The organism is Hymenobacter coalescens (genome assembly GCF_054783195.1).
Window position 1 is genome coordinate 98,310 of record NZ_BAAGRA010000018.1, and the last position, 22,372, is coordinate 120,681.

Genomic DNA, 22,372 nt, shown 5'->3' on the forward strand with positions numbered 1-22,372 from the left:
TCTTCTAGTACCACCTTGATAAGTAATAACAACATGCCCGCCCAGCCTTGGTGCCAAGGCTGGGCGGGCATGTTGTTATTGCATCAGCTGAGCCGATACCTACAGTTCCTGTTGAGGAACTGTACGTGCTATTGTCAACAGTTCACCCAAAGAGGTTACCCAATTTGTGTCTCTATCTGTATCAATCATCATATAATGCACTTGCTCATTTGAAGTAGTAGTTGGGTAAGTATATTTGGGAAGCATGTGTAAATATCGACGCTCAAAAAAATCTTTACTATATCTCTTGAAAGATATATTTTCAAAATATTCGCCTGCATGAATGTTAAATGAGCCAACTAGTACTTCTACGTAATCCTCAAAAATTCCTACATAGTACTTGGCATGCGATGGCTGAAAGGTTGCTCCACGTTTGCTTACTCCTGCGACTAAGGGTTCAATCAACCCCCATTCTACCAGAAGGTCGAATGGAATGCCTGCTTTGATCTGGGCATTTTTTAACATGTTGAAAGTGCCCCTTCTAGTTATGAGACGGCATCTAGAGCTATCTACATTTTGAGCAACCCAATCCCATAACCGCTGCATCTCTTTCTCTGCGCCTGGATAAGGTACACCGATGAAGGGGACTACTAGCAGGGTTTCATCAGCCGTATACTGCCACCTGTTTAGAAGATGCCCCAGAAATACTAAAATCTCATCTCGTTTATAGATGCCATCCACCTGCACTTCCAGATCAGTGCCAGAGTGATAAATCAGGTACAAATTATCTGCAGTGAAATCATCATTGTTTTTAAGCTGCTTAGCAAAAACGGCTCGATAGACTTTCGTGTTATGCTTATAATCAATAACCACAAATGACTTACTAGCATCATAGCTGCCCTTTACGTACAGCTGATAATAACTATGGTATTCTTTATTAATGCGCTTGATATGTTTTTTCAGCGCTGCTTGCGCTGTCATTTCCAAGTTAACTCCGTTCTCTTCGAAAACAGGCTTTTGGGCGGGATGCCACTCCGGCCTTGGCGTTTCCTCATCAAGTCCTTGAGTACTCACCCTTTCTAAGGCTGCAATTGAGGCACTGCTGATTCCAAAGGTTGTTTGGATATGTTCAGGCAGATCACCATCCCAGGTACCAACCACCTTGCCTCCCTGACTGACACGTGAAAGGTCCTGTGGGTTCTGTATATAATACCCAAACTGCGTACCACAGTTATCACACTCTACTACAATTCCTCCCTTGTCGTTAATGCCACCGACGTAATGCCCTTCCGTTATCCGGATTAGCCGAGACGAACATTTTTTATTAGGGCATTTTACAACGTCTAGTGTGCGTCTGATCTCTAAATCCATAAGCAATTGCCAAGTGTTTGGAGAGGCCGGTTAAGTAAGGTTTGCTGAAAAAAAGAACTGGTTTGGGCAAAAGGCGAGTTGAGCAACTATTGTTAGTTGATGTAGCAAAAAGGTTCCGTTGCTCTATCGTCAGGTCTAAACCAAGTGATCAACTCGGTGCGTTTGTAAAACCAACTATTTGGTCAATCACTTCTTCCTGAATAAAAGGTACTTGGCCGAACACCAAATCGGGTTCTCCTTCCAGCTTAGCTAGCAAATGTCCCTTGCCTAATAGGCGCTCTGCCCCTTTCTGGCTCAAGGCAATCTCGGAAGTGCCTTCCGAGTCGACTTTCAGAATTAGCCGGTTCCCCAAGTTCGTGCGCAACTGCATAGGCATCACATTCGCATCGGGACGTTGCGCGGCAAATACCAGATAGATGCCTGCCGCCCGGGCTTTTACCCCCAGGCGAGATACCACGCTGGTTACTTGCTGCTTGTATTCATCCACCTGCATCCAATCGGCGAACTCGTCGTGAATGAGCCAGATGACTGGCAAGCGCTTTCCTTCTTCTACCTTCTTGTTATAGGCGGTAATGTTCGCTGCGCGAGCCTCCCGAAACAGTTTGTAGCGGGCTTCCATTTCGTCAACCAGCGCTAGCAGCTCTTCTAACGCTTGTTCCTGCTCAACGATGATACTGCCTCCCTTGATGTGAGGTAGTGGCTCCAAGGCAAAATAGTCCACCCCCAGCTTTGGGTCGATGATGATCATCTGCGCTTGCTCGGGCGTGTTGGTGGCCGCAATACACAGGATGATGTTCTGCACCAGCACGGACTTGCCACTGCCGGTGGTGCCAGCGATCAGCGTGTGCGGGGCGTTGCGCTGAGGAGAGAGGGTTAGAATTTCACCATTGTCTTCCCGGATGGCAATGGCAAGCGTTTGGTTGCCATGAGCAGAGTCCGGGTGCCACCGGCTCCAGATATCCTCCAGTCGAACCACTTGGCGCTGGGGCCGCTCAATGGCAAGCGAAATGGCCCCAGACTCCGGGCGCACGGATACGACGCTCAGGCCGTACGTGGTTTTAAACTCTACCTGCCGCTTCACCACTTGGTCAACCGTAAGGTTGGCGTTGCCCTGGAAAGTAAGCAGTGCGGCATTCGGCGTGAGTTTGCTTTGCTGCAGCTTCGCATGCAGGTTAAAACCCTGCAAGGCGGCCTTCGTGCGCAGTGCGGTTGCGTTCAGCCATTCCAAATCAGCCAGGGCTTCGGGCTGCACTTGGTCGGATTGGGGGAGTAGCTGCTCAATGGCTGGGTAAGCCCAGCGCGGATTCGCAGTCAACAAAACAACTACATCAGTGGGCGCACTGATAACCGTCGGTGGCACGGCGGGCGGAGCAGGAACTTGAGGAGGAGAGGACGTACCATTTCCCGATAACGATGCCTCACTACCACCCGAGGCTGCAGTAACCGTTACCGAAGGAGCACCGGCTGCGGGCTGCGCAAACGTTTGGCTGGCCCAAATGCTGGCATCCCCGTTGGCCGCACGCACGGGCATGGGGTCTTGTTCCGTGCGGTAACAATGGACCAGCTCTCGCACTTGGTCAAGCGAGAAGATTTCCTGATAGGCGTTTTCCGCTTCGGTAATCTGGCTGAAATCAGCATCGCTCGGCTCATTCTCCGGGCCTGAGATGAAGACGTGCGAATACCCCCGGACGCTGATATGGCACTTGCCTTGGCGAATAGCCAAGCGCCAGTCCGCAAGGTTGATCCCTGCGCCGGCGGGAAACTGCACCCCGTCCAGTATCAGATCGGATAAGCGGGCCAGCCATAGTGCTCGGTCCAACCGCTCTGGGGCGCCGAACAAGGCCTCGTTAATGCGTTTAAGGGTGTCCCGCAGCTGGTTGCGGGAAGTGCGTGCCCCGGCTATCAAGCCGCCCCGGTCGATAAACTTGGCTTCACCGACGATAATGGTCAAGCGCAACTCCCCGTTTTCACCCCGGCTGGGACTGAGCATAAGGATGTCGGCGAGTTGCTCTTCGCGCTGACCCAACCATTCGGCGTAGTCATCAAGGAAATACCAGCCGAAGTGGCCTTTTTCGCCACCCAGGTAGGTGTGCATTTCCTGGCGAATCAAAAAGCAGCTAAGCACTACGCCCATCAGTTCACTGGCGCTGCGTCCGCGGCGGGCGGCCCGCAGCACGATGTCACCGGAAATCTTGTTGGCTTCGGCAATGAAGCGTTCCGTCAAGCTCTGTTGGGCCGGCTTATCCAAGCCTAAATCCAGGCTAGCGATGCGTCGTTGCACCATGGACTGCAACAACCCTAGGGAGGCCGTCGAGGACACGATCAGGCTGCGTCCCTGGGTAGACGACTGCTTGTAGCGGATAACGCGCACCTTGCGGTCGACCAACTGGCGGCGGTCCAGCAACTCATCGTAATTAACGACCCAGTGCCCTAGGTTATGCGTTTCCTCGAAAATGTGGCTCATCTTCTGGTCCTGGAAATCCAGTTGGCGCGCGGGCAGCAAACGCCGGGTGGTATCCTGGTCCCAGTTTCCCTTCACGAACGTAGTGATGGCCGTTAGGTAAGCCCAGCCCTCTCGAGTCTGAGCCGGACAGCATAAGTACACCACGGACTTCATGTCTCCTGTGGGGGCCGGCCGGCGGCGTGACCAGTGAGCCGGGACTAGCTCCATTAGCGGCACCACGTGCGCATTTTCCATGTACCAGTCGACCGTGGCGTGGCGGGCAATGACGTCCTGCAGGAACACAATGTCGTTGGGCGGCCCTTCGTGCTCGTTGGGAGCAGGCGCTTGGTCGGCCGAGATGCCAATGCGCAGGCGCGCCATGAAGTCACGAGTGGCTTCGCTGGTGCTGTACGCGTCCGGGTCGGAGTCGGAGGCCTCGACGATGCGTTCGTAGAGGGGATGCAGCTTCTTGGGGTCGTGGTGGCGTAATACGATTTGGCATCGCACGTCTTCCTCTTCCTCATGCATGGCACCGATGCGATCCACCACCGCTTGAGGTAAGCGCGCGGAATCGCAATCGTAGAGTACCACCGATAAATTGGCGCTCTCGTGCGGTTGCAGGGCAAGGTAGCGAGCCACCAGCTCAGCTACCCGCTTCGACGACTCGGTCGGGTTGTCACTCGTCTCGGTGTCCGTGGCCACGGGGGACTCATGCAGGGTGTAGTCGCCGCAGGTATCACTCAGGGCTAGTAATTCGGGCTTGCTGTCGTACCGCCCCAGCACTACCTCCGGGTAAAACGGGTGGGCCAGTTCCTCGCGCAGATCTTTGAAAAATAGCCGCCCGGCATCGCCAAATCGAACTTCTTCTTCCGTCAGATAAGCTTTGAGCAGGTCGCGTACCCGGCGGGCTTTCACGTACAGGGAAACCATTCGCAAGGGGTGCCAGGGCGTGATGATTTCGGTGGGGGCGTCGCCCGCTACGGAAACGGAACCGATGCGCAGCAGGGGTTGCAGCAGCAGGGTGCGGTTACGGTCACCGACGGCTTTCTCACACACTGCCAGCAGCAATTCGGCGTACCGTTCTGCTTGTTCGCGTAGGGCTTCGGTGGCGAGCCCTTGCTTGAGGAACCCTTCGATAGCCTCCGTGTAAGCCGTTTTAAAGCTGAACCACAGCCCTTTAAGCTCTTTTTCGACCGCTGACGATACCAGCTCTTCGGCCAGGGCCAGCTTCAAGTTGGCTTCCCAGCGGGTGGCAAGGTTGTTGGCGGCTTTGTAAGTGCCCACGAAGGAACCCCGGTTTTGCCCAAACGCGGGCACCAGGGTGCGCACGTCGTTGATGTTGACCGATTGAAAGCGGCCTTTGGCGCTAACGGCTTCCCGCCACGCGGTGCATAGGACCAGGGGGTGCTCCCGCAGACGCCCCCAGTCCGCGGCAAACTCCCGCGTGACTTTGATGGGATTGAAAGTCCAGATTAGCTGCGTGGCGGATGCCGTGGAACCGCTGGCTTGGCCTTGGGTCACCGAGTCCATTTGCAGCTCCAGCGTAAACTTGAGTTGCAAGGCCGCTTTTGCCTCCGAGCGGTTACGGGAATACTTGGGGGATTTGCGCCATTCTTCCAGCAGGGCTGGGAAGTTCAGCAGCTCGCCAACTTCCCATTCCACTTGGCTGCCCAGCAGCTCCCGCAGGCCGTTGTAGCGGGTCGCAAAGTATAGGCCGGCCTCGGTATTCAGCTTCTTCAGGTCGCCCTTGCTTTTGGCATCCAGCCGAATTTTCAACCGGCGGTTGGTGCTGTAGTCTTCCACGGTAAGACGCTCCAAGCACAGCGCCAACCCCGTTAGGAAGTCCTCGTTTTCGTGGGGCCGTCCGAAGGCGAACTTGTCCCACCCGGCTTTCAAATGGCGGTTTTCGCCAATTTGATGCCGGTGCAGGTCGTAGAAAAGCCGGTCTTCGTCGGTGGCCGTGGAAGGATTGCGCTCCGCGAGCCCTTTCAGGTACTCCCGCTCATCGTTGGAGAGCAGGTCGTCGTCTTTGTCGTCGAAGAAATTTTGCGTGAGCTTGCCCAGATTGAGTTTTTCGCGGCGCAGGCCATCGAAGAGGGGCCTTACCTGCTCCCATTCAATTTCAGCCAACGCTTTTGCCGCTTCATTCCACTGGCTATCGGCCGCGATGAAAGCCTCAATCACCGGGTAATGCGCCTCGGGCATGCCTTCGCGGACTTTTGCAAAGGCGGCACGCAGGTTCGCCGAGGTGAGCAGGGTCTGGGCCGGGGTCTGTTTGCGGAGATAGGGAGCACGTTTCTTGTGCGCGTCCAGAAAGAAGAGCTTCCACCGGGAAACATGCCGGTGGAATTTTTCGGGCAGCCCGATAAACATGCTAGTGTCGCGCGGCATGGCCAGCGCGGGCAAAGCCGCACCCAGGGCCGCTAGCAGCGGGGCTCCCTCTTCCACTTCGCGTCGGGTGCGCAGCACGTACTCGGCCACGTGGGGTAGAGAACGAATGCTGAGCTCCATGAGGGCCCGCAGCACCCGGCCCCACACGTCGATTTGCTCGTCGGCCAGCTCCAGGCCGGTGGCCGCTACTTGTACCCACAGTTCCGGTTGCGCCAATAGGACGGCCGAGCCGATGGGCTCAATGAGATTAAGGGACTGCGCTTCGTCGTCCCCGGTATTGGCTAATAGCAGCGCGGGCCGCTCACAATCCGCATTGCGGAGATAGGTGGCCCGCTGCGTGGTGAGAATGTGCTCAGGTAAGTTGTATTCGGCTACGTAAGGCAGCAATTGCGCCTGCGGAAGCTGAATTTCCACCAGGTCGACCAGCTGCTCATTGTCCAAAATTGCCCGGGCAATGGCGGCCATCTGCTCCCCCTTTAGCTGATCCAGAATAAAACGCGCGGTGCCCGTTTCTCCTTCACTGCCCTGAATGCGTTGGGCCAGGTAAAGGGTTGCCACCAGGCCGATGAGGGTAGCCGTCGTAAAGGTGGTTGCTTCCGACGGACCGGCGCTCAGCGTACTCGTTTCCATAATACGTACTAATTAGGCGTGGCCCTGGGATACGTGGCCATTGGGATTAATCACGTAGGCGCAACCGTCCGACAAGCGGCGCAACAGGCCCAAACTATTTAAGCGCGATTCCAAGCGGGCAGCATTCGCGGCGAAGGGCTTCGGATCGTATTCCTCTTCGGCAATCACCAGCGCCGCTTCCCGCTCACTGAAGACGAGGCCGTAGCGCGAGTAAAGGACCTGGAAGAATTCCTTAAGCTCCATGCGATGCGGCACGTTGGCGAAAATCAAGGTCTTGAGTAGGCCGTCGGTTGGGGCGTAGCGGTATTTATTGGTGCCACGCCGCGATACTAAGCCAATCAGGCGTCCCAGGGTGCGGTGAACTTCTCCGGCGTGCTGCTGATGGCGAACCTGCGCCTTTTCCCGCAAGTAATCCAGAAGTTCATCCGGGTCGTGGCTGCGGTCGTAATCGGCCGCATCGTCCCACCAAATCTCTTTTTGAAGTACCTGCTGGCAAGCGTCAAACACATCCGCCGGCGTATGCAGTTGCAAGGCTTGCTGCCAGGCCTCCGACTGCTGAATGCGGGTGATGTAGGCCTGGACCGCGTCGCCGGACAGCCCGTTGTTTTCCTGGAAATTAATGATGGAAACCTCCCGAACGAGCGTTTTTTTAGGCGCGACTACCTCACACAGAAACGTGAGGCGTTCGGCTTTGCCGGTCCACTCAGCGGCTACGTGCAACTGGTACAACAGCACGTGAAAAGCCCCTAGGGTGACCAGGTGGTTGAGCACATCAAAGTTGGGTAACCCCAGCTGGAAAAGGTTAAGCCAGTCCTGACCCAGTGCGTCGAAGCACGGATGCTTCTTGTAAGGCAAATAGCTGTGTTTGCGCTCTTCATCGCCTTTTTCCGGTTCGCGCTCCAGCACCGTCAGCAGCCGGTTCCACTCGTTGTCACCCTTCAGGAAGTCGTGCAGGTAAGACCGTAGGGAGTCAGCGACTTCGCTGCGGCACAGCATCAGGTAAAGCAACTCCCCAGTTCGGGTGAAGTTGTTGAAATCCCGGTCTCCTTTTAGGTCCTGGTCCTCGTAGATAGCGTTGGCTCCAAAGGGAAAGAGAAACCGGGACGTCCACCGCTTGTTGCTCTCGCTTTCCACCGAGGCGTCCCGCAGCATGCCCACTAAAAAGGCGAAGTCGCTGAAGCGCTCGAAGCGGCCTTTCAAATACGAAAAGTCGGTATCGGTCACGTGCATCGCGTTTTCTTTCATCCACTCCAGCCATTTGTTCCACGTAGTGTTGGAATCCAGCTTCTCGTCTTCCAGGCTTTTAATCAGCTCGTTGTTCCAGAGAATGTTGCGCAGCCGCATGCGCCGGCGTGGCTGGTATACCAACGCGGGGTAGGAGTTCGGCTCCTGCAGTAAGCTGCCCTCCCGGAAAAAATACTCCGCGACCGTTAGACACTCCAGGAACATAAGCCAGGGCGTTTGCGGGTACACGCGGTGCCCCCAGATCTGTTCATCCAGCCAGAACAGCATGCGGGTGTAATGCCCTTTGGGCGGTCGGGCAACCAGCAAGTCAGAATCGGAGAGGAGAGGTAAGGGCATAGGCAGTAACGAGAGAGGGGCATAGTGCCCCGAACGGAGAGACTCGAGGGCTGATAAAATGGCTAGGTAGTGGCCGGCAGGTTCAGCTGGATGGTGCGGTGCTCCGGGTTGCCGTTCTCGTCCAGCCGCAGTCGCTGGAAGCTAAGAATGAACTCATCCCCTTCCACCGCTTCCGCTTTGCGGCGCTTTTTGAGGGCCGTAAGCAGGCGACTTTTGAATGAGAGAACGTCCTCGTAGCATTCCTTTGAAAAGCTGCTGGGCAGGGCCCCCTCCGCCACCCGGGAGAGGAACTCGTAGCGCACCAAATTCAAGGGAAACACTTCGCTGATTTGCTCACTAAGCGTGACCTGCAGCGCGGGCTTATTTCCCTTCCAGACAATTTCCACCCGTTCGCCCTTGCTGGGAACTACGGAGATGGAGTCTTCGTAAATCCGAGATACTTTGGCACCAGTGGACTGCAGGCTCGTGCCCAGGCATAGCTTGCGGTCATCGTTGATGAGCATGCCTACAATCACACGGTTCAAGCCCCGGACCAACCGGCTGACGATGTGCCGGTCCACCCGCCCTTTGAGGCTGGGGTGAACGGTGCGCACAACTTTCTCCAAGTATTCGCCCGCGAAGCGGAAGACCGTCAGGTCCCACAGGTGCAGGTCAGTGGCCTCGTTGGCGGGTATTTTAAAGAATAGGGCGCGACGCTGCACCACTAGCATCTCCAGAAAACGACTGTTGCTCAGGTCCTCATCGGCCGACTCCACGTAGTCGCTTTGGGCCTTGCGGTAACTGGCATCCGCCCCGTAGAAGGTGTCGCTGCCTAGGTATTGATCGTAGTAGGGCTGGAGTGCCTCATCGGCTTCCCCGAAGATCAGAATGGAGTCGATGCGGTTGGTCGTCTCATGCCCCAGTCGGAAGCGGTCCAGGTAGTTGAAGACACCGATGCTTTCCCGGCGGCTTTCGCGCAGGTTGCCGCCAATCAAGTTGTTGTAGATGCTGGCCTTGGCCACCGAACCCTCCGCAATGATGCGGGTCACATCCGCCGGCACCATCAGATGGTCTTTGCACGTGTTCCCCGAATGACCCAGCACGGCGTTCACCAGCAACGCTAGAATCTCCCGGATGGGAATGTGCAAGTCATTGTAGTCACAGAGTTCCAGCAAGTCCCGCAGGCGCTGCTGCAGCAGCGGAGTTTGCAGCAACTCGTAGTTGCGCCGAATGGGTGATTTCGGTCCGAACGCTACGGATTCACCGTTCTCCCCCTCAAAGCACAGCTTCCAGCCTGGGTGATTCAAGAATGCATCTACGGCACAGTCAAAGAGCTGCGCAGAGGATCCGCGCGACAAGTTGAAAAACCGGAGGCCCACGCCGGGCTGCTCCTCCTGATCTTCCACAAGCAGCTGCTCAAACAAAGCGCGGGCTCTGCTGACGGCGGGTGAATCCGGTAACCGGCGCCAGGTTTCAATCAACTGGCCGTCGTTGGCGGCGATGAGGAAGTAGTCGGACGTCTGGGCCGAGAACAGGCCATCCGAAAACTGCTCCAACAGGTTTCTAGCTTCGGGCTCCCACTCAGCTCCCTGGGGCGGAACCCAAGCACTCAAATCCCTAATCACGTGCAACGTAGTGCCCGATGGGAGCGTCAGGTTGATATAGGGGTTGTTGGAAGCCCACACGCCTGCTTCGCCCTGCAGGTGTTCCCAGATCTTACTGCACAGGTGCGTTTTACCGTCACCGGCCGTACCGGTTAAAATCACGGAGACCAGCAACTCCCCGGTTAGGCAAGAGAGCACCTCGGCAAAGCGGGGGTGGGGAAAGGAGATGGGAGTGACACCCGCCCGCTTGGCAGCGCGACCAGTATGCTCTTCAAATGCGGAGTCGTTTGCTGGAATCGGACCGTATTTGCGCACAAAACGGACCCAGTTGATAGCGGAGTCCTTAGATCTACTGGTTATTACAGTGCCTGATGCGCTGGAAATCGGATTAGCCACCTGAATAATAGAAAGATTTGGAAACTATAGTTGACAAATAAGGCACCCTGTTTTTTCCTCGTAGTCATCTACTCCACCTAAAATATTCAGCAGCGTTTTGTTGGGTGCATTGCGACGTGCACGTTCCTGCGCAGCCGCATGCTCCCGGCGGATTTGCTCCATACGCTCGGGTTTTTCCAGTTCAGCTAAAGGTTCGTTCCCACACCAATAGAAGGTATCGGCAGCTTTTTTACCTGGTTTCTCATACGCTTTGGCTTGCTCGAATAAGTCCGGATGCGCCGCTTTTAAACGCACCCACTCAATCTTTTGCTGGTAGAAACAAAAGAAGCAACCCGAGCGAGTCCGGCCCCATTCAGTGTAGGGGGGCATGCCCAAGCCCGATTCTTCCAGGATGCGTTCTATGTCAGCTTTTACAAGCCCATCCTCCCGAAAGGGGTATACAGGGACAATGTTAGGCTTGTGGCTGATGTAGCCATCGCGCTTCTCATCGGCCCGCAAGCCCACGTAGTTGTAGCAAAAATCATCACCAATGAAGCGCTCAAAGGGCACAAGCTTCATCATGCGGGTGCACCAACGGCGGTGGCTAGAAGGCAGCATCCCGCCGTAAATTTTCAGCAACTGGTCAAAACCAATAAAATCCCCGTTTTCAACGGTGCTTTTGTGAATAGGCTTGCCCAGAAATGCTTCTAGGCGTGCCAAATAAGCAATGGTCTCGGGCAATTCTTTGCCGGTATCATGAAAGACGTATTCCATATCTGGAATTCGGTCGCGCATGTAGAACGCCAAGGCGGCGCTGTCTTTTCCGCCGGATAAGCTGAGAATATGCCGGGGTTTTTGGTCGGTTATTTTATTTGCCACTACTCAATACATTTATGATCAGAGATGTTTTGTTCCAATCCAGCTGTGTGGACCAGTCCCAGTCGAGCGTCAACAGCACGTTTTCCCCGAGTGGCAATGACTTGCCAGATTTTGGCAATGCCTGGGGCTTGCCAGCTAAAGTAAAAAACCATTCTTCAAAATTTTCTGCCAGAGATACCATGGGATGCTTTAGCTGAGTAGCCGTGGGTGTGAAGCCAGGTCCCAGGGTGGTTGCCAAGTCTCGAACTGCCGCTCCTAGTTGCTGGGCAAAAGGCAATGTAAACAACAGCTTGCTCTCAATGGCATTGTAAGGACCTCGAATACCTACTTGCGACGCATACGCAGTACTGGTAGGTACCACCAAGTAAGGTGTACCGCGCTTAATTCGGTGGTATACCTCGATGTTTACGGCGCTGGTCAGCGGGGGCGGGACTGGTAAGCCAATCCGGGTGAGCTTTGTTGCAAACGCTCGTTGTACGTCAAGGGCGAAAGGTAATTTCAGCCGCAAGCGCCGGCTATAACCTTCTTTTCTTTTCCAACTCCATACTTGATTGAATGGCAGGGACATCACGCTTTTCACGTCCCACACAATTCGGTAGGCATTATTATCAATTCTGAAGAATTCAGTTCGGACAACTTCTTCATCTCTTTCAAAAACAGCACTCCAAGGAGTCAACTTGCCGGGCACCAGCAGGACGCTTTGCGTGGGCACCTTGTAGGCACGAGCTAGGTCGCACTGAGCATTGATTACCATCCAGACGGGGTCTGCCGCGGATTTTTCAAACACATCACCTAAGCTAAGAACCAGCGACGCGTTCAGATGACTCTGCACTATTTCCTGATTCTCTAGGCTTTCGGCCGCCTCAAACGCCTTCTTTGCTTGAGCAATCACACGTGCGTTGTTCACCAAATCCGTGTGCTCTTCAAAAATCGTGCTCATGTACACGTCGGCTAACTTGGGCGATGGCTGACCGTGCAGGATGGGATAATTTGACTGAAAAACAGAATTTAATTTCTTCTGCTGCATCTGCAGGTTTTGGTCCCGCATCAGCGATTGTTCCCAGTAAGAACTATAAAGCCATGTCACATAATCGCCCAAAGGTTGCTCATCTTTCTCTAAACCAAGGTTTTGAATGAATACATAATCTTCTACACTCAAGGAGCGCACGTCTTCCCTAAACCGAACGAGAGCATTTTCGGCCGCGCTGCACAGCGCCGTTACATAGGCTTGAATCTCGTGGCTATGGGCAAACTCCTTAGCCAATGCTCCTACTACTAAGGAAAGGATGTGCTCATCCTTCAGTTCGGATTTGGCTGAAAAGCGAAAAACCCCTTCTACCAATTCCGCATTTTTACGAAACCCGTCCTTGTGCTTGGCCGCGTCGGGGCTCGATGACATGAGTACTGTGACGGGTTTGCGAGCTGTTGTACAACAAGTGTGTACCTCCCGAATTTTCTCTTCTGCCAATCGGATGGCCTCCTGTGAATCGTCCGTGCCGAGGAAGTAGTCGATGAAAACAAAATCAAAGAACCTTTCCTCTCCTGTAACAAGGTCCTCGGCAGTTACGTCCGAGCCGAAGCAGGAAACTTTGATACCTAGTTTGGTTAAGTTTTCACAGATAAGAGTCAAATCCAGGTCCTTTTGCAGGCGGACCTGAAGCAGACTTCCAAGCATTTCCCGTAGCTGTGGGGACCCAGTGCGGGCCTTCCACAAATCGTTGAGGTAGGCGGTCCTGCGTTTTTTGTCTTGCAGTTCGTCGTCGTCGGGTTTGGTAATATTGAGTTTTATCAGAAGCTCGTCAAACGTTTCGTCCGCGTCGTTGTTTTGGTGAAATTCCCGAATCTGATCTTCTGTTATTTCGTCGTCTTGAATAGGGTCAAAGGCGTCATCAATGACGGCGGCCAGCGTCATTTTATTAGTCGCCAATAACCCGGCGATAAAGTTGTTTGGTTGAGTAGCGGAAGGGGTCATGGAAAACTAGCGGACTTAGTTCAAGGACGATATATCAAGCTGGAAGGTGTTCAATCGGTCCTCATGTGCACCAAACTTGGGAGATAGGGAAAAGGTGACTCCATGGTAGCGGGCAATTTCGCGCGAGATGTACAGGCCTAGTCCTTTGCCGTCACCTGGGGGTTTGGTTGTGAAAAAAGGCCAAAAAATCTCCTCTTGCTTGTCTTTGGGAATACCCGGCCCATTATCCGTGAACAGTAAAGAGTTGGATGACTTGTCTAGCCTGACGGTTAGCTGCGCCGAGAAGGCGGGACGTAGTTTTTGCTCCATGCTGAGCCAGTAAACCGAGTTGGCAATGCAGTTTTCCAAAATCTGAACAAACATGCCTGGCACGGCTTTGATGGTCCAGGGACCATTAAAATCTGCTTCGACAGCCCATTGAATGTGGTGGCGGGTAAACTGTGCTTCGTGAGCCGAAACCGTGTCGTGAACTAGTTGGCGCAGGTCAAATTTGTCTTTGCGGTTTCGCCCTGTTGGTCCCAGTGGGTCCAGTACTTTCAAGCGTGTTTGCAGTGTCTTTAGCTGCAACTGCAAGGTTTTTACTAAGGCACTGGCCCGGGCCGGCAAGTCGTTTTTATCGAAGGTGCCAAGTGTGGTCAGCGCGTGCTCCGTCGACCGGTTGAGTTCATGGGCAATGATGTCGACCATGAGGCCGAGTGCGGCCAAGTGCAACGTTTCATCACGACGCTGCTCATAGGATTCGAATACGGTTCGAGCGTCGCTAAACAAGCGGCGGCTTTTACCAAAAGCTTCCCGAATGGCTTGTAGTGTACCCTCTTCGTCCTTGATTTCCGGGTGCTTGTGAACCAGCAATTGCAGGTTCTCAGTCAACTTACGCTCACTTGCCTCCAGGCGCACTTCCAAATCACTCAGGTTAAGCGGCTCATTTGTCAAACGGTCTTTGTCCACCTTGTCCAAAAAGGCTTTGAATTCGGACCACATGATGTACTGAAGTAGCCGTATCAAGGTGCTTTTCTCGGGACAGTCACGCAAGCCCTCCCGGTTGGTTTGGTCCAGCAAGGCCGGATTATCAAACGCAGAAATATCTACCTTGCCAATTATCTGGCGCCGGTTGACTTTGTAACCCTGAGCCCCCAGCGCCTTCTGGTCCAGGCGCAGCCAGTCGTCATCGGGCCCCCCGTAGGGATTAACCCGGAATCCATCGCGAAATACCATCAAACCACCTGCCCACCGGCGAATAAGGTTGCGGACGTCCGTCACGGTGCCAATGCCGTCCATGGCTTCCACCACCGCCCGATTGTACCAGTGAAAGCTAATGGCAAATGGGCCCAGCGCCGTTAGCTCTTCTGGGGTGGTGCCAGTGGCCGAAAGCAAGTGAGTCCCCGTCAAGGCGAAATTCTTTTGCTTGTTTGCCAGACGGTAATCAATGGAGCCTGTCAAACGGGCTTCTCCTTCAGTGAAGGAAAAATTGGCTTCTACATACGCATGCGCCTTTTCAAACAGAATCCGTTCGATGTTTGGAATGACAATCGCTCCGTCGTTAAACCACAGCTTGATGAATGTGCGGTTTTGTTTCGAAAACGGGTCCAGAAACTTACTTAGTTCTTCCCGGGCAATAGCTTCCAATTTCTCCCGGGTCCATGTGGCGTGTAGCTTGTAAACCTTAATAGTCGTACCAGACTGTGTTGGGTCGGGCTTGGGTTTGCCAATAGTTGGTTCTATGTCAATTGAATCCAAGAGCGCATCAGAGTCATGCGAAAACCGACCCCAGTCGATGGCCAATTCATTGTAATGAACTTCACCGCGCTTGCTAGTTTCCACAAGGAGCCCTTCGCCTAAGCGCATCACGGACAGTCGACCCAAGCCTTTCTCCCCGAGAATGGGCCGGGGAGCGCCTTCGGCATTCAGTTCCGGAGGGAATTCGCGCTGGCGACGCCGCGAACGGGTACCGATGGTTAAATACACCTCGGACAGCTCTTCCAGGGACATGCCCTCTCCCCGGTCGCGAAACTCGAGATAGTTGGCCTGTTCAAGAGTCGAGTACAACTGTTCCAGAGACTCTGCGTTACGAATAGCGGAAGCTAATGCCGTGGCTTGGGTCGTGGTATACTGCAAGCTGGCTAGCATCTCTTGCTGGATGGACGCGGCTTGCTCGACAGAACCTTTTTTACTCTGCAGCGCGGTTATTTTGGTCAGGGCCTTGAACAGTTCCTCCGGTGCAAAGTGGATATATGCGTACACATCAACCCGCGGGGAGCGCGCGTCAAAGGCGTTTTTAATCAACTCGTAGAATGCAACGGCATCGGAGCTGATTAACTCAGCTCCGAGGTGTAATAGTGTCCGTGCGGTAATTTTAAATGACATTACAGTTGATTAACAGACTATACTTGCGGGGTGGCCACGACTGGGGTCATCATTTCCCATAGCACGTGGCTAGCCGCTGCCATACCCACCTGACCGTGGTTCGCCAGTAAGTCGCGCAATTGCTCTTGCAAGCCTTGCATTTCGGTTATTTGTTCAGGAGCAAGGTGGATTACCTGGTCGCGTTCCTCTCCATCGGGGTGGGTCAGCGCCACACGAACCGATTCTCCGTCCTGCAGCGGGCCCAATTCGTTGAACACGACGGCCTCTACTCGTAGAAACTGCGCGCTGAGCTTATGAATTTCTTGTTCAAACTTGTACTCATCGGCATCACGCCATTTGGCCGGCGGCACCGCGCACACAAGGTTGCCCAATGACTCCAACCATTGCGTTTCCGCCAAGCTCGTGTCGGCCAAGCGCAAGCAGAAGCTCTTCAACCGTGGCTCCGTAACAAAATTAGCCAACGCCTTGGCTCGCTTGGCCAGCGCCGGCCGGACCTGTTCAAAGCTAACGCTTTGCTGCAATCCCTTCAGCAACTGCCTCCGAAGAGTTTCCAGTAAGTTAGGATAGGCCGCTCGTAGCTCGTCGACTGCTCCTTTCAACGCAGTAGCAAACTGCTCGATGCGAGCGAACTGCGTCGGGTCGTCATTGGTGGCGTGCGCATCTATGGGTGGCAGTCCGCACGCTTTAGGCAAGTCATGGAAAACTAGCTTTGCCGGGTCACCCGTGACCACGAGAATGGATCGGATTGCACGAGTTTTGGGCAGCAGGTGTGTCGTTTTAAGGGCGTAATCCGGCAGAGTAGCGGTGAATACTAACAGTGGTTTTACGACATCAAGCAAGTCCACCCGATCGCTGTCTGTCGTGCGCAGGCCCAGCTCCTGAATCAATCGTTGGAACAAGTCGTTGCGCACTCCCGTGATGGGATGATACTGTACTTCGAATGTCTCTGGCGCTTTTATTAGGCGCAGGAAGTTGGTGCCCGTGACCCGCGGAATGAAAGAACCATCCTCGTAAAAGGCCAATTCCTGTTCGTGGATAACCGCAAACACGGCCAACAGAAGTGGGCTTAATCCATCTCGCACCCCGTAGGGAGCTTGGCGTAGCGCATCGAATACTACGGTAACTGGCACGCGGGCGTCAGGTTCCTCCAGCAACACCTCGTGAATGCGGTGCATTGCCGGCAATACCCGGCAGTGTTCATCATCGTATTGCTGGTCGGGTAGAGTAACCACCCACCGATTTTCGCCCTCGACTTGCCGGTGTAGCCCCGCTTCCTGGAGCACCGACAAGTACATGGACATTTCCGGGGGGTGCTTTTCAGGGTCCATCCCAAGCAATGGCCGGTTGGCTGATTCGAACAGCTTCTCGCTTAGACGCAAACGCGCCGCTGCCCCAGCTGAAGACAGTATCCGGCGATTAATTAACTCATTATGAACGCGGGGAGATTCGTTGAAAACTTCGTCGCAAATCTTGGCCAACAGCGCCAGCACGTCGCGCCCCGAGTAGAGGTTAGGCACAACCCGCCCGCGGCGGTACCACGTCAAGTGCCCTTCCCCGTCGGCGTTGAGCAGGCCAATGCCCGTTTGTAATTGCTTAGCCAACGCCTGCTGGGCCAACGCCAGCTTGCGAGAAACTTCCTCTCTGGCGTAACGGTCATGGCGGAGTTCTCCCACGGAGCGCTCTACCCATTCCCACTGTCGTAACTCATCCAGATAGGCTCCTAACCCCCGCAACGGCTGAGGAACAGCTACTAATACGTCAGGCCGCTGGGATATTGCCGAATCGATGATAACCTTGCGAGCGGCGTTAACATCCGCTTTTGTCTCGCACAAGGGAACAATAATGTACCCATCCGCTTCAGAAGAGGTGTTCAGCTCACTGGCCAGGGAGGCGACGTCAACGTATCTCACTTCGAAGTACCGCAGGTTGCCCGTACTTATGTAGTGCCGTCGCGCTACAAGGGGCCTAATTTCTAGACGGTCCCGGATAAGAGCTGGCAAATTAGTTGCGGGTCCCAGTGCTTTTTGCGCTTCCTCACGTGCCGCATCCAGGTTAACGCTCGAAGTCGACCAAACGCAGTAGCCGCCTCCTAAGCCCCGGAAATACAACAGGTGTAGCTCCTGCAAACGGTCAAGCGTTTGGTCCAGCTCTTCAGCGGCTTCCAGGGCCAAGGCCAGAACCTGCTTAGATGCTAACAGGTCGCTGGTGTTCAATAAGTTAAGCAGGCCAATCGTTTTAAGTGCCTCTAGCTCCCGCTCCTGGTCCCCCTGGTAGGAATTGACGATGCCGTCAATGGCCTTCCAGTGGTAACTAAGCGACGCCAGCCGGCCGCCAAACGCTGTGCGGGCGTAATCGTACAGATTGTGTAGTCGGAAGAATTTTTTGCCTTCCGTGCGCGCCGTGAAGTCTTGGAGGCCGTGCGGGTCGGAGCTGAGTAGAAACGAATATAGCGACCGTTCATTTTGCCCAAAGCTGGCAAATAATCGTACTAGGGGGGGCAATACCGTCGGATGCAGCGGATAAATGTAAGCCGCCATATCCAGCAGCGGTTTGGTAGCAACGCCCACTCCATACCACCGCAATTTCAGCACGCCCTGCATGGCAACTCGGGCACGTTCCAGGGTTTGTTTCTTAACCTGCGTAAGCTGCGTATTCAGGGCATTTCCTACTAGTGCCGCAACTTGCTCAACGGGATGGTACCAAGTAATCTCCTCGAAGCGGCCGGCTACCTTTTCCCATTCACGCTGCTGGTTTTTAGCCAAGCCTTCGGCGTAGGCGCTAACGCCTTGGTGCAAGAGCGCCAGCACAAACAGCGGGGCCTCGCCACTGCGCGCGGCCGCTTCAGCCAGTCCTTGCAACAAGAAGACGTCTTGCTGGTCGGGGCGTTCAGCGGCATATTCTAAAAACTTGCCAGCTTCGTCCAGTACTAGTAATATCCCCCGGGCCTGATTTGTGGCGACTACGTAGCGATGAACGCGCAGCACCCAATCCAACACCACTGCATCGGAATTTCCTTCGGCCAGAGTGCTAGCTGCTTGTACCTGCGCAAACAACCCTCCGTCAGTTGCCAAGTTGCGCAAGGCTATTGCCAGCGCGCGAAGGATGGCCTGGCCCATGGGCTCCCGACTACCGGTCACCAACACCGGCAATAGGGCTGGAGAAGTAGCAAAGGGTAATTCTGGACCAGCGTGGCGCAACTCTTTTTGTAGCGCCGGTGGAAGCTTGGTAATCGGCTGTGAGAACAGGGTAGCTGCAAACAGGGCGAACGACGACTTGCCTGAACCATAGTCGCCCGTGATGCGCCAGGCCCGCAGGCTGGAGTTGGGGCGCAACCCTTGGGCCAAACGCACGAGGCTCTGGTGCGCATGCGGGGTGAGCGTATAGTTTTGTAAGGCCTCAGGGTCGTTCCAGTCGCGCTCCAAATGAGTGGAACGCAGGAACCGATGATGAATGGCAAATAAGCTGGTGGCGGCAGTCTTAGTCATGTTGTACCTCCTCTTCCGCTACAATGAGTTGGGCCGCTGCCAGAAGCTGGACCCTACGGTAGGCATCGCCCGGTTGTCCATAAATGCCCATTAACAGGCTTGCCTCCATTTCTTCATCTAAATCACGATGTTTCAGTATTTTAGGCAAAGCTGCCGAGTCACGGTATTCAAAAAACTCTTGCGAATCTTGGTGCAGTTTGTTTAGCCGGCTTTGAAGGTCCGGCTGCGATAATTTAAAAATTTGGCCTACGCTACCGGGCAGCGCGTGCACGTCACGGAAGGACAAGCTCTCCTCTTGTTGCCGGTGAGTGCGCCAAAAGTCGAACAAGCAATAAGCCAGTAGCGGGCCGGTAATGTCTGGTTTGCCATCCTGTCGAAATGCATAAATCGGCTCCCGCTTACCAGGTTCGGCCATGGCCCGCTCTCCGGCCGGCAGCAACAGCTGCAGTTCGGTTAACGGGCAATCCAAGCTCTCTTCTAAGATTTCATTGCCCTTGCGGGCGCGTACCGGCACGTAGGTGTGCAGAAAAATATCAAAGTGCTGTTCTTTGGTAAAGTCCGACAACGAACGGTCCATCCGGTCCGACTCAACGCCAAACGCTTCGATGACCTCCGTGCGGGAAAACTCAGGGTTGGGCCACTGGTTCAACAAAAAATACCAAGCAAAAAGCGGGTCGGCAACGATGGTTGATATCTTCCAGTGTAGCAGCCAAAGCGTCCGAACATCCTCTAAAAATGGGTCTTGGCCACCTTCGGGCTGGAAAATGGCGTGGCCAAAGGGAGTGATGAACAAGCCCCGCTCTTCGGGCCGTTGCTCGGCAATGCCGAAGGCCTGCACCCAGAACCGAATGGCTTTGACCATGTTTTTGCCCACGCCAAGCTGCACCATGGCGTGGTTGTCATCGGCAAAAAGCAAGGGGTTGTTGTGAATAGTCCGGTAAGCCTTCGGCAGCCAAGTGTAACGGCACGGGAAGCTTTCGTGACCAGAAAATCTAAAACGCATTATTTATATTTAGTCAACGGGTAGGCGTTGGATGGGTACCCCAAACAATGAAGGCTCGTTTGTTCTTTGAAAAACGTGCCTTCTTCCATCTTCAAAACTACACCTAATTAAGCAGGATTGCGGCCATGTTGCTTACTTGCCGAGATGATTTACCTAGACAACCATGCCACAACAGCCTGTGACCCGCGCGTAGTAGCAGCGATGATTCCCTTTTTCTCTGAGGGTTACGGCAATGCGTCGAGTCCACACGGGTTTGGCCAGGCGGCGGCCGCAGCCGTAGATGCTGCCCAGGCCCAGGTGGCAACACTGCTAGGAGGCGAGCCAGAAGAAATTGTGTTTACTTCAGGGGCTACGGAAAGCAACAACCTGGCGCTGCTGGGGGCGGCGCGTCGCCATGAGCAACGGGGAGGGACTAGACGCCGGCTGGTGACTACCGCTATTGAGCACAAATCCGTGCTTGCTCCTTTGGAGCACTTGGCAGAACTAGGCTGGGACTTGGTGTATCTGCCGATCGATGAGACCGGCCGAGTGCGGTTGGACCAGGCTCGGGAACTGATTACCGAAGAAACATTGCTGGTTTCCGTGCAAGCAGCGAATTCCGAAATCGGTACCATCCAGCCAATAGCGGAGCTAGCCGAACTGGCTCATACTCGAGGTGCCCTGATGCATTGTGATGCCTCACAGGCCATTGGCAAAATAGCCCTGGACGTAACGCAACTGGAAGTGGATTTGCTCTCGCTAAGCGGGCACAAGATGTACGGCCCCAAAGGCATTGGAGCGCTCTGGATTCGAGGAGGTGGCCTTCAATTGCCACTGGTTCCTCTAATGTACGGCGGTGGCCATGCTGGTGGGCTACGGTCGGGCACCTTACCCGTGCCCCTTATTGTTGGACTGGGAGTGGCAAGTGAGCTAGCAAAAGAGCAGCTAGCCTCCGAAAGCCAGCGCACGGCCGCTCTGCGGGATGAATTTGAAAAGCACTTGTGCGAAGAATTAGCGTCTATTGCCGTTAATGGAGCGGTAGAACAACGACTCCCCAACAATACCAGCCTTACTTTCAATGGGTTGGATGCAGAAGCCTTGCTGGCTAACTTGCCGGAGGTTGTGGCCAGTACGGGCGCAGCTTGTGAGTCTGGAAGTGTAGAGCCTTCGAGGGTACTGCTAGCGCTTGGCCATAGCCGGGAGCAGGCTTTTAGTACCGTTCGTTTTGGGCTGGGGCGGTTCACAACGGCCGAAGAGATGCGAGCAGCAGCTGAGCTGCTCATTGCCGCTTATCGTCAGCTTTCCTTTCTACTTGCCTAATAGCCTTGGCCACGGGTGCTGTACTCAAACCCATGAGCAAACCCTAGGTTCTGCGCGATTTGAAGGCGTGGGGCGATTTGCTGGTGCAACCCAGCCCGGAAAGTAGGATAAGGCATTTGTTGAATTGCAGCCAGATCTTGCGCAAACAGGAGGTGATAATCCTCCAACAGCTTGTTGTGGCCTTTGTCGGCGTGAAAGCGGAACGCGTCGAACTGCAGTTGAGCGAAGGGTTCGAAGTATCGTTCCAAGGAGGGCAAGCAGTTGCTCTTGGCAGAATTTACGCTTTTAGGCGTTGGAATAATGTTCCATAGCTGATCGTGGGCCACAAAAGACCAGGGCAGGAAGTGGTCTAAGCTAAGGTTACTAATTGTTAAAATTTCTCCCGAGTAAATGCAAGTCAACTCTGCATGGGCCGTTAAATAGCCCTTCCAAAACCGGTTGGCAGCGCTTAAGTCTCGTAGGCCCGGCTTTTCCAACTTTTCGGTCAAGCCGGTAACATTGGGATTGTTTTTTTGGAGAAAGCGTACCAAATGCCAGTAGGTGAACCCCCTTAGAATAGCTTGGTGCTGTTGGAAGTACTGCAGCCAGGTCTCGTGCATTACGATGCTGTCCCCGTCAAACCAGTAAGGGGCTCGGGTAGAAGCATTAGCAGCTGCTATGACCAAGGCGTTAACTTTAGGGTCATGAAGGCCACGGGCTTCCGAGGCGAACATGGGCCGAATAAAGCGGTAAGGAACCCACTTGATAAGCTTTTTAATCAACTGTTCAAGCTCAAGCTGCTGGGGTGGGGGCAAGGACAATAGCTGACTAAGAAGAGGAGGAGCGTTGAGCGCATTGTCCACAACAATGTGTTGAGAAACAAAAACGGCAATAGGTTTGAAGCTATCGCGGCTTCCAAACGAGAGTTTGAAGTAATCCAATGGATACCATACACTGGCCAGCATGCGCATGGAGGGCATTGCTACGGAGCGTAGATTGCCGTAGCTTCGGGGTATGCAATGTACGCGGTGCGGCAGC

11 protein-coding genes are annotated in these 22,372 nt (G+C 54.3%); 1 reads left to right on the forward strand and 10 read right to left on the reverse strand.

All coding sequences use genetic code 11. From position 1 onward, the window contains the following. Nucleotides 1–99 precede the first annotated feature (99 nt). The 9 genes from ACYVKQ_RS16465 to ACYVKQ_RS16505 all read right to left on the reverse strand — a co-directional run bounded on the left by ACYVKQ_RS16465 (nucleotide 100) and on the right by ACYVKQ_RS16505 (nucleotide 20,056). Nucleotides 100–1,350 (reverse strand): phospholipase D-like domain-containing protein, encoded by a 1,251-nt coding sequence (locus tag ACYVKQ_RS16465; protein WP_460676441.1) that lies wholly within the window; start codon nucleotides 1,348–1,350, stop codon nucleotides 100–102. A gap of 148 nt (nucleotides 1,351–1,498) precedes the next feature. Next, complete coding sequence (locus ACYVKQ_RS16470) at nucleotides 1,499–6,814, reverse strand: FtsK/SpoIIIE domain-containing protein (protein ID WP_460676442.1); 5,316 nt, start codon at nucleotides 6,812–6,814, stop codon at nucleotides 1,499–1,501. A 12-nt stretch (nucleotides 6,815–6,826) separates the two neighbouring features. Beyond that, a complete protein-coding gene (locus ACYVKQ_RS16475) occupies nucleotides 6,827–8,395 on the reverse strand; it encodes a hypothetical protein (RefSeq protein ID WP_460676443.1) in 1,569 nt (522 codons plus the stop codon). A gap of 62 nt (nucleotides 8,396–8,457) precedes the next feature. Beyond that, nucleotides 8,458–10,293, reverse strand: coding sequence for a hypothetical protein (locus ACYVKQ_RS16480; protein ID WP_460676444.1), 1,836 nt, complete (start codon nucleotides 10,291–10,293; stop codon nucleotides 8,458–8,460). A gap of 105 nt (nucleotides 10,294–10,398) precedes the next feature. Then, the gene (locus tag ACYVKQ_RS16485; RefSeq protein ID WP_460676445.1) at nucleotides 10,399–11,232 is read right to left on the reverse strand and encodes a phosphoadenosine phosphosulfate reductase family protein; all 834 of its coding nucleotides are present in this window, start codon (nucleotides 11,230–11,232) and stop codon (nucleotides 10,399–10,401) included. Next, nucleotides 11,222–13,204: a hypothetical protein gene (locus ACYVKQ_RS16490; protein WP_460676446.1), complete on the reverse strand. Its 1,983-nt coding sequence runs from the start codon at nucleotides 13,202–13,204 to the stop codon at nucleotides 11,222–11,224. Before ACYVKQ_RS16490 ends, ACYVKQ_RS16485 begins: the two co-directional genes overlap by 11 nt. Nucleotides 13,205–13,219: 15 nt before the next feature. Continuing rightward, nucleotides 13,220–15,568, reverse strand: coding sequence for a sensor histidine kinase (locus ACYVKQ_RS16495; protein ID WP_460676447.1), 2,349 nt, complete (start codon nucleotides 15,566–15,568; stop codon nucleotides 13,220–13,222). A gap of 17 nt (nucleotides 15,569–15,585) precedes the next feature. Continuing rightward, nucleotides 15,586–19,053: a hypothetical protein gene (locus ACYVKQ_RS16500; RefSeq protein ID WP_460676448.1), complete on the reverse strand. Its 3,468-nt coding sequence runs from the start codon at nucleotides 19,051–19,053 to the stop codon at nucleotides 15,586–15,588. Next, the gene (locus ACYVKQ_RS16505) at nucleotides 19,046–20,056 is read right to left on the reverse strand and encodes a DUF4007 family protein (protein WP_460676449.1); all 1,011 of its coding nucleotides are present in this window, start codon (nucleotides 20,054–20,056) and stop codon (nucleotides 19,046–19,048) included. The genes ACYVKQ_RS16500 and ACYVKQ_RS16505 overlap by 8 nt, the downstream gene beginning before the upstream one ends. 144 nt (nucleotides 20,057–20,200) lie before the next feature. Here ACYVKQ_RS16505 and ACYVKQ_RS16510 point away from each other — a divergent pair, with 144 nt between their 5' ends. Beyond that, entirely contained in the window at nucleotides 20,201–21,355 is a 1,155-nt protein-coding gene (locus ACYVKQ_RS16510) for a cysteine desulfurase family protein (protein WP_460676450.1), read from the forward strand. On the opposite strand, the gene ACYVKQ_RS16515 is transcribed toward ACYVKQ_RS16510, so the two are convergent. Next, a partial coding sequence (locus ACYVKQ_RS16515; RefSeq protein ID WP_460676451.1) for an HNH endonuclease domain-containing protein occupies nucleotides 21,352–22,372 on the reverse strand: 1,021 nt, incomplete at its 5' end. The genes ACYVKQ_RS16510 and ACYVKQ_RS16515 overlap by 4 nt on opposite strands.

Bases quoted from the DNA above. Each gene is read 5' to 3' on its own strand.
- ACYVKQ_RS16465 (WP_460676441.1), bottom strand. From the start codon at position 1,350: ATGGATTTAGAGATCAGACGCACACTAGACGTTGTAAAATGCCCTAAT.
- ACYVKQ_RS16470 (WP_460676442.1), bottom strand. From the start codon at position 6,814: ATGGAAACGAGTACGCTGAGCGCCGGTCCGTCGGAAGCAACCACCTTT.
- ACYVKQ_RS16475 (WP_460676443.1), bottom strand. From the start codon at position 8,395: ATGCCCTTACCTCTCCTCTCCGATTCTGACTTGCTGGTTGCCCGACCG.
- ACYVKQ_RS16490 (WP_460676446.1), bottom strand. From the start codon at position 13,204: ATGACCCCTTCCGCTACTCAACCAAACAACTTTATCGCCGGGTTATTG.
- ACYVKQ_RS16495 (WP_460676447.1), bottom strand. From the start codon at position 15,568: ATGTCATTTAAAATTACCGCACGGACACTATTACACCTCGGAGCTGAG.
- ACYVKQ_RS16500 (WP_460676448.1), bottom strand. From the start codon at position 19,053: ATGACTAAGACTGCCGCCACCAGCTTATTTGCCATTCATCATCGGTTC.
- ACYVKQ_RS16505 (WP_460676449.1), bottom strand. From the start codon at position 20,056: ATGCGTTTTAGATTTTCTGGTCACGAAAGCTTCCCGTGCCGTTACACT.
- ACYVKQ_RS16510 (WP_460676450.1), top strand. From the start codon at position 20,201: ATGATTTACCTAGACAACCATGCCACAACAGCCTGTGACCCGCGCGTA.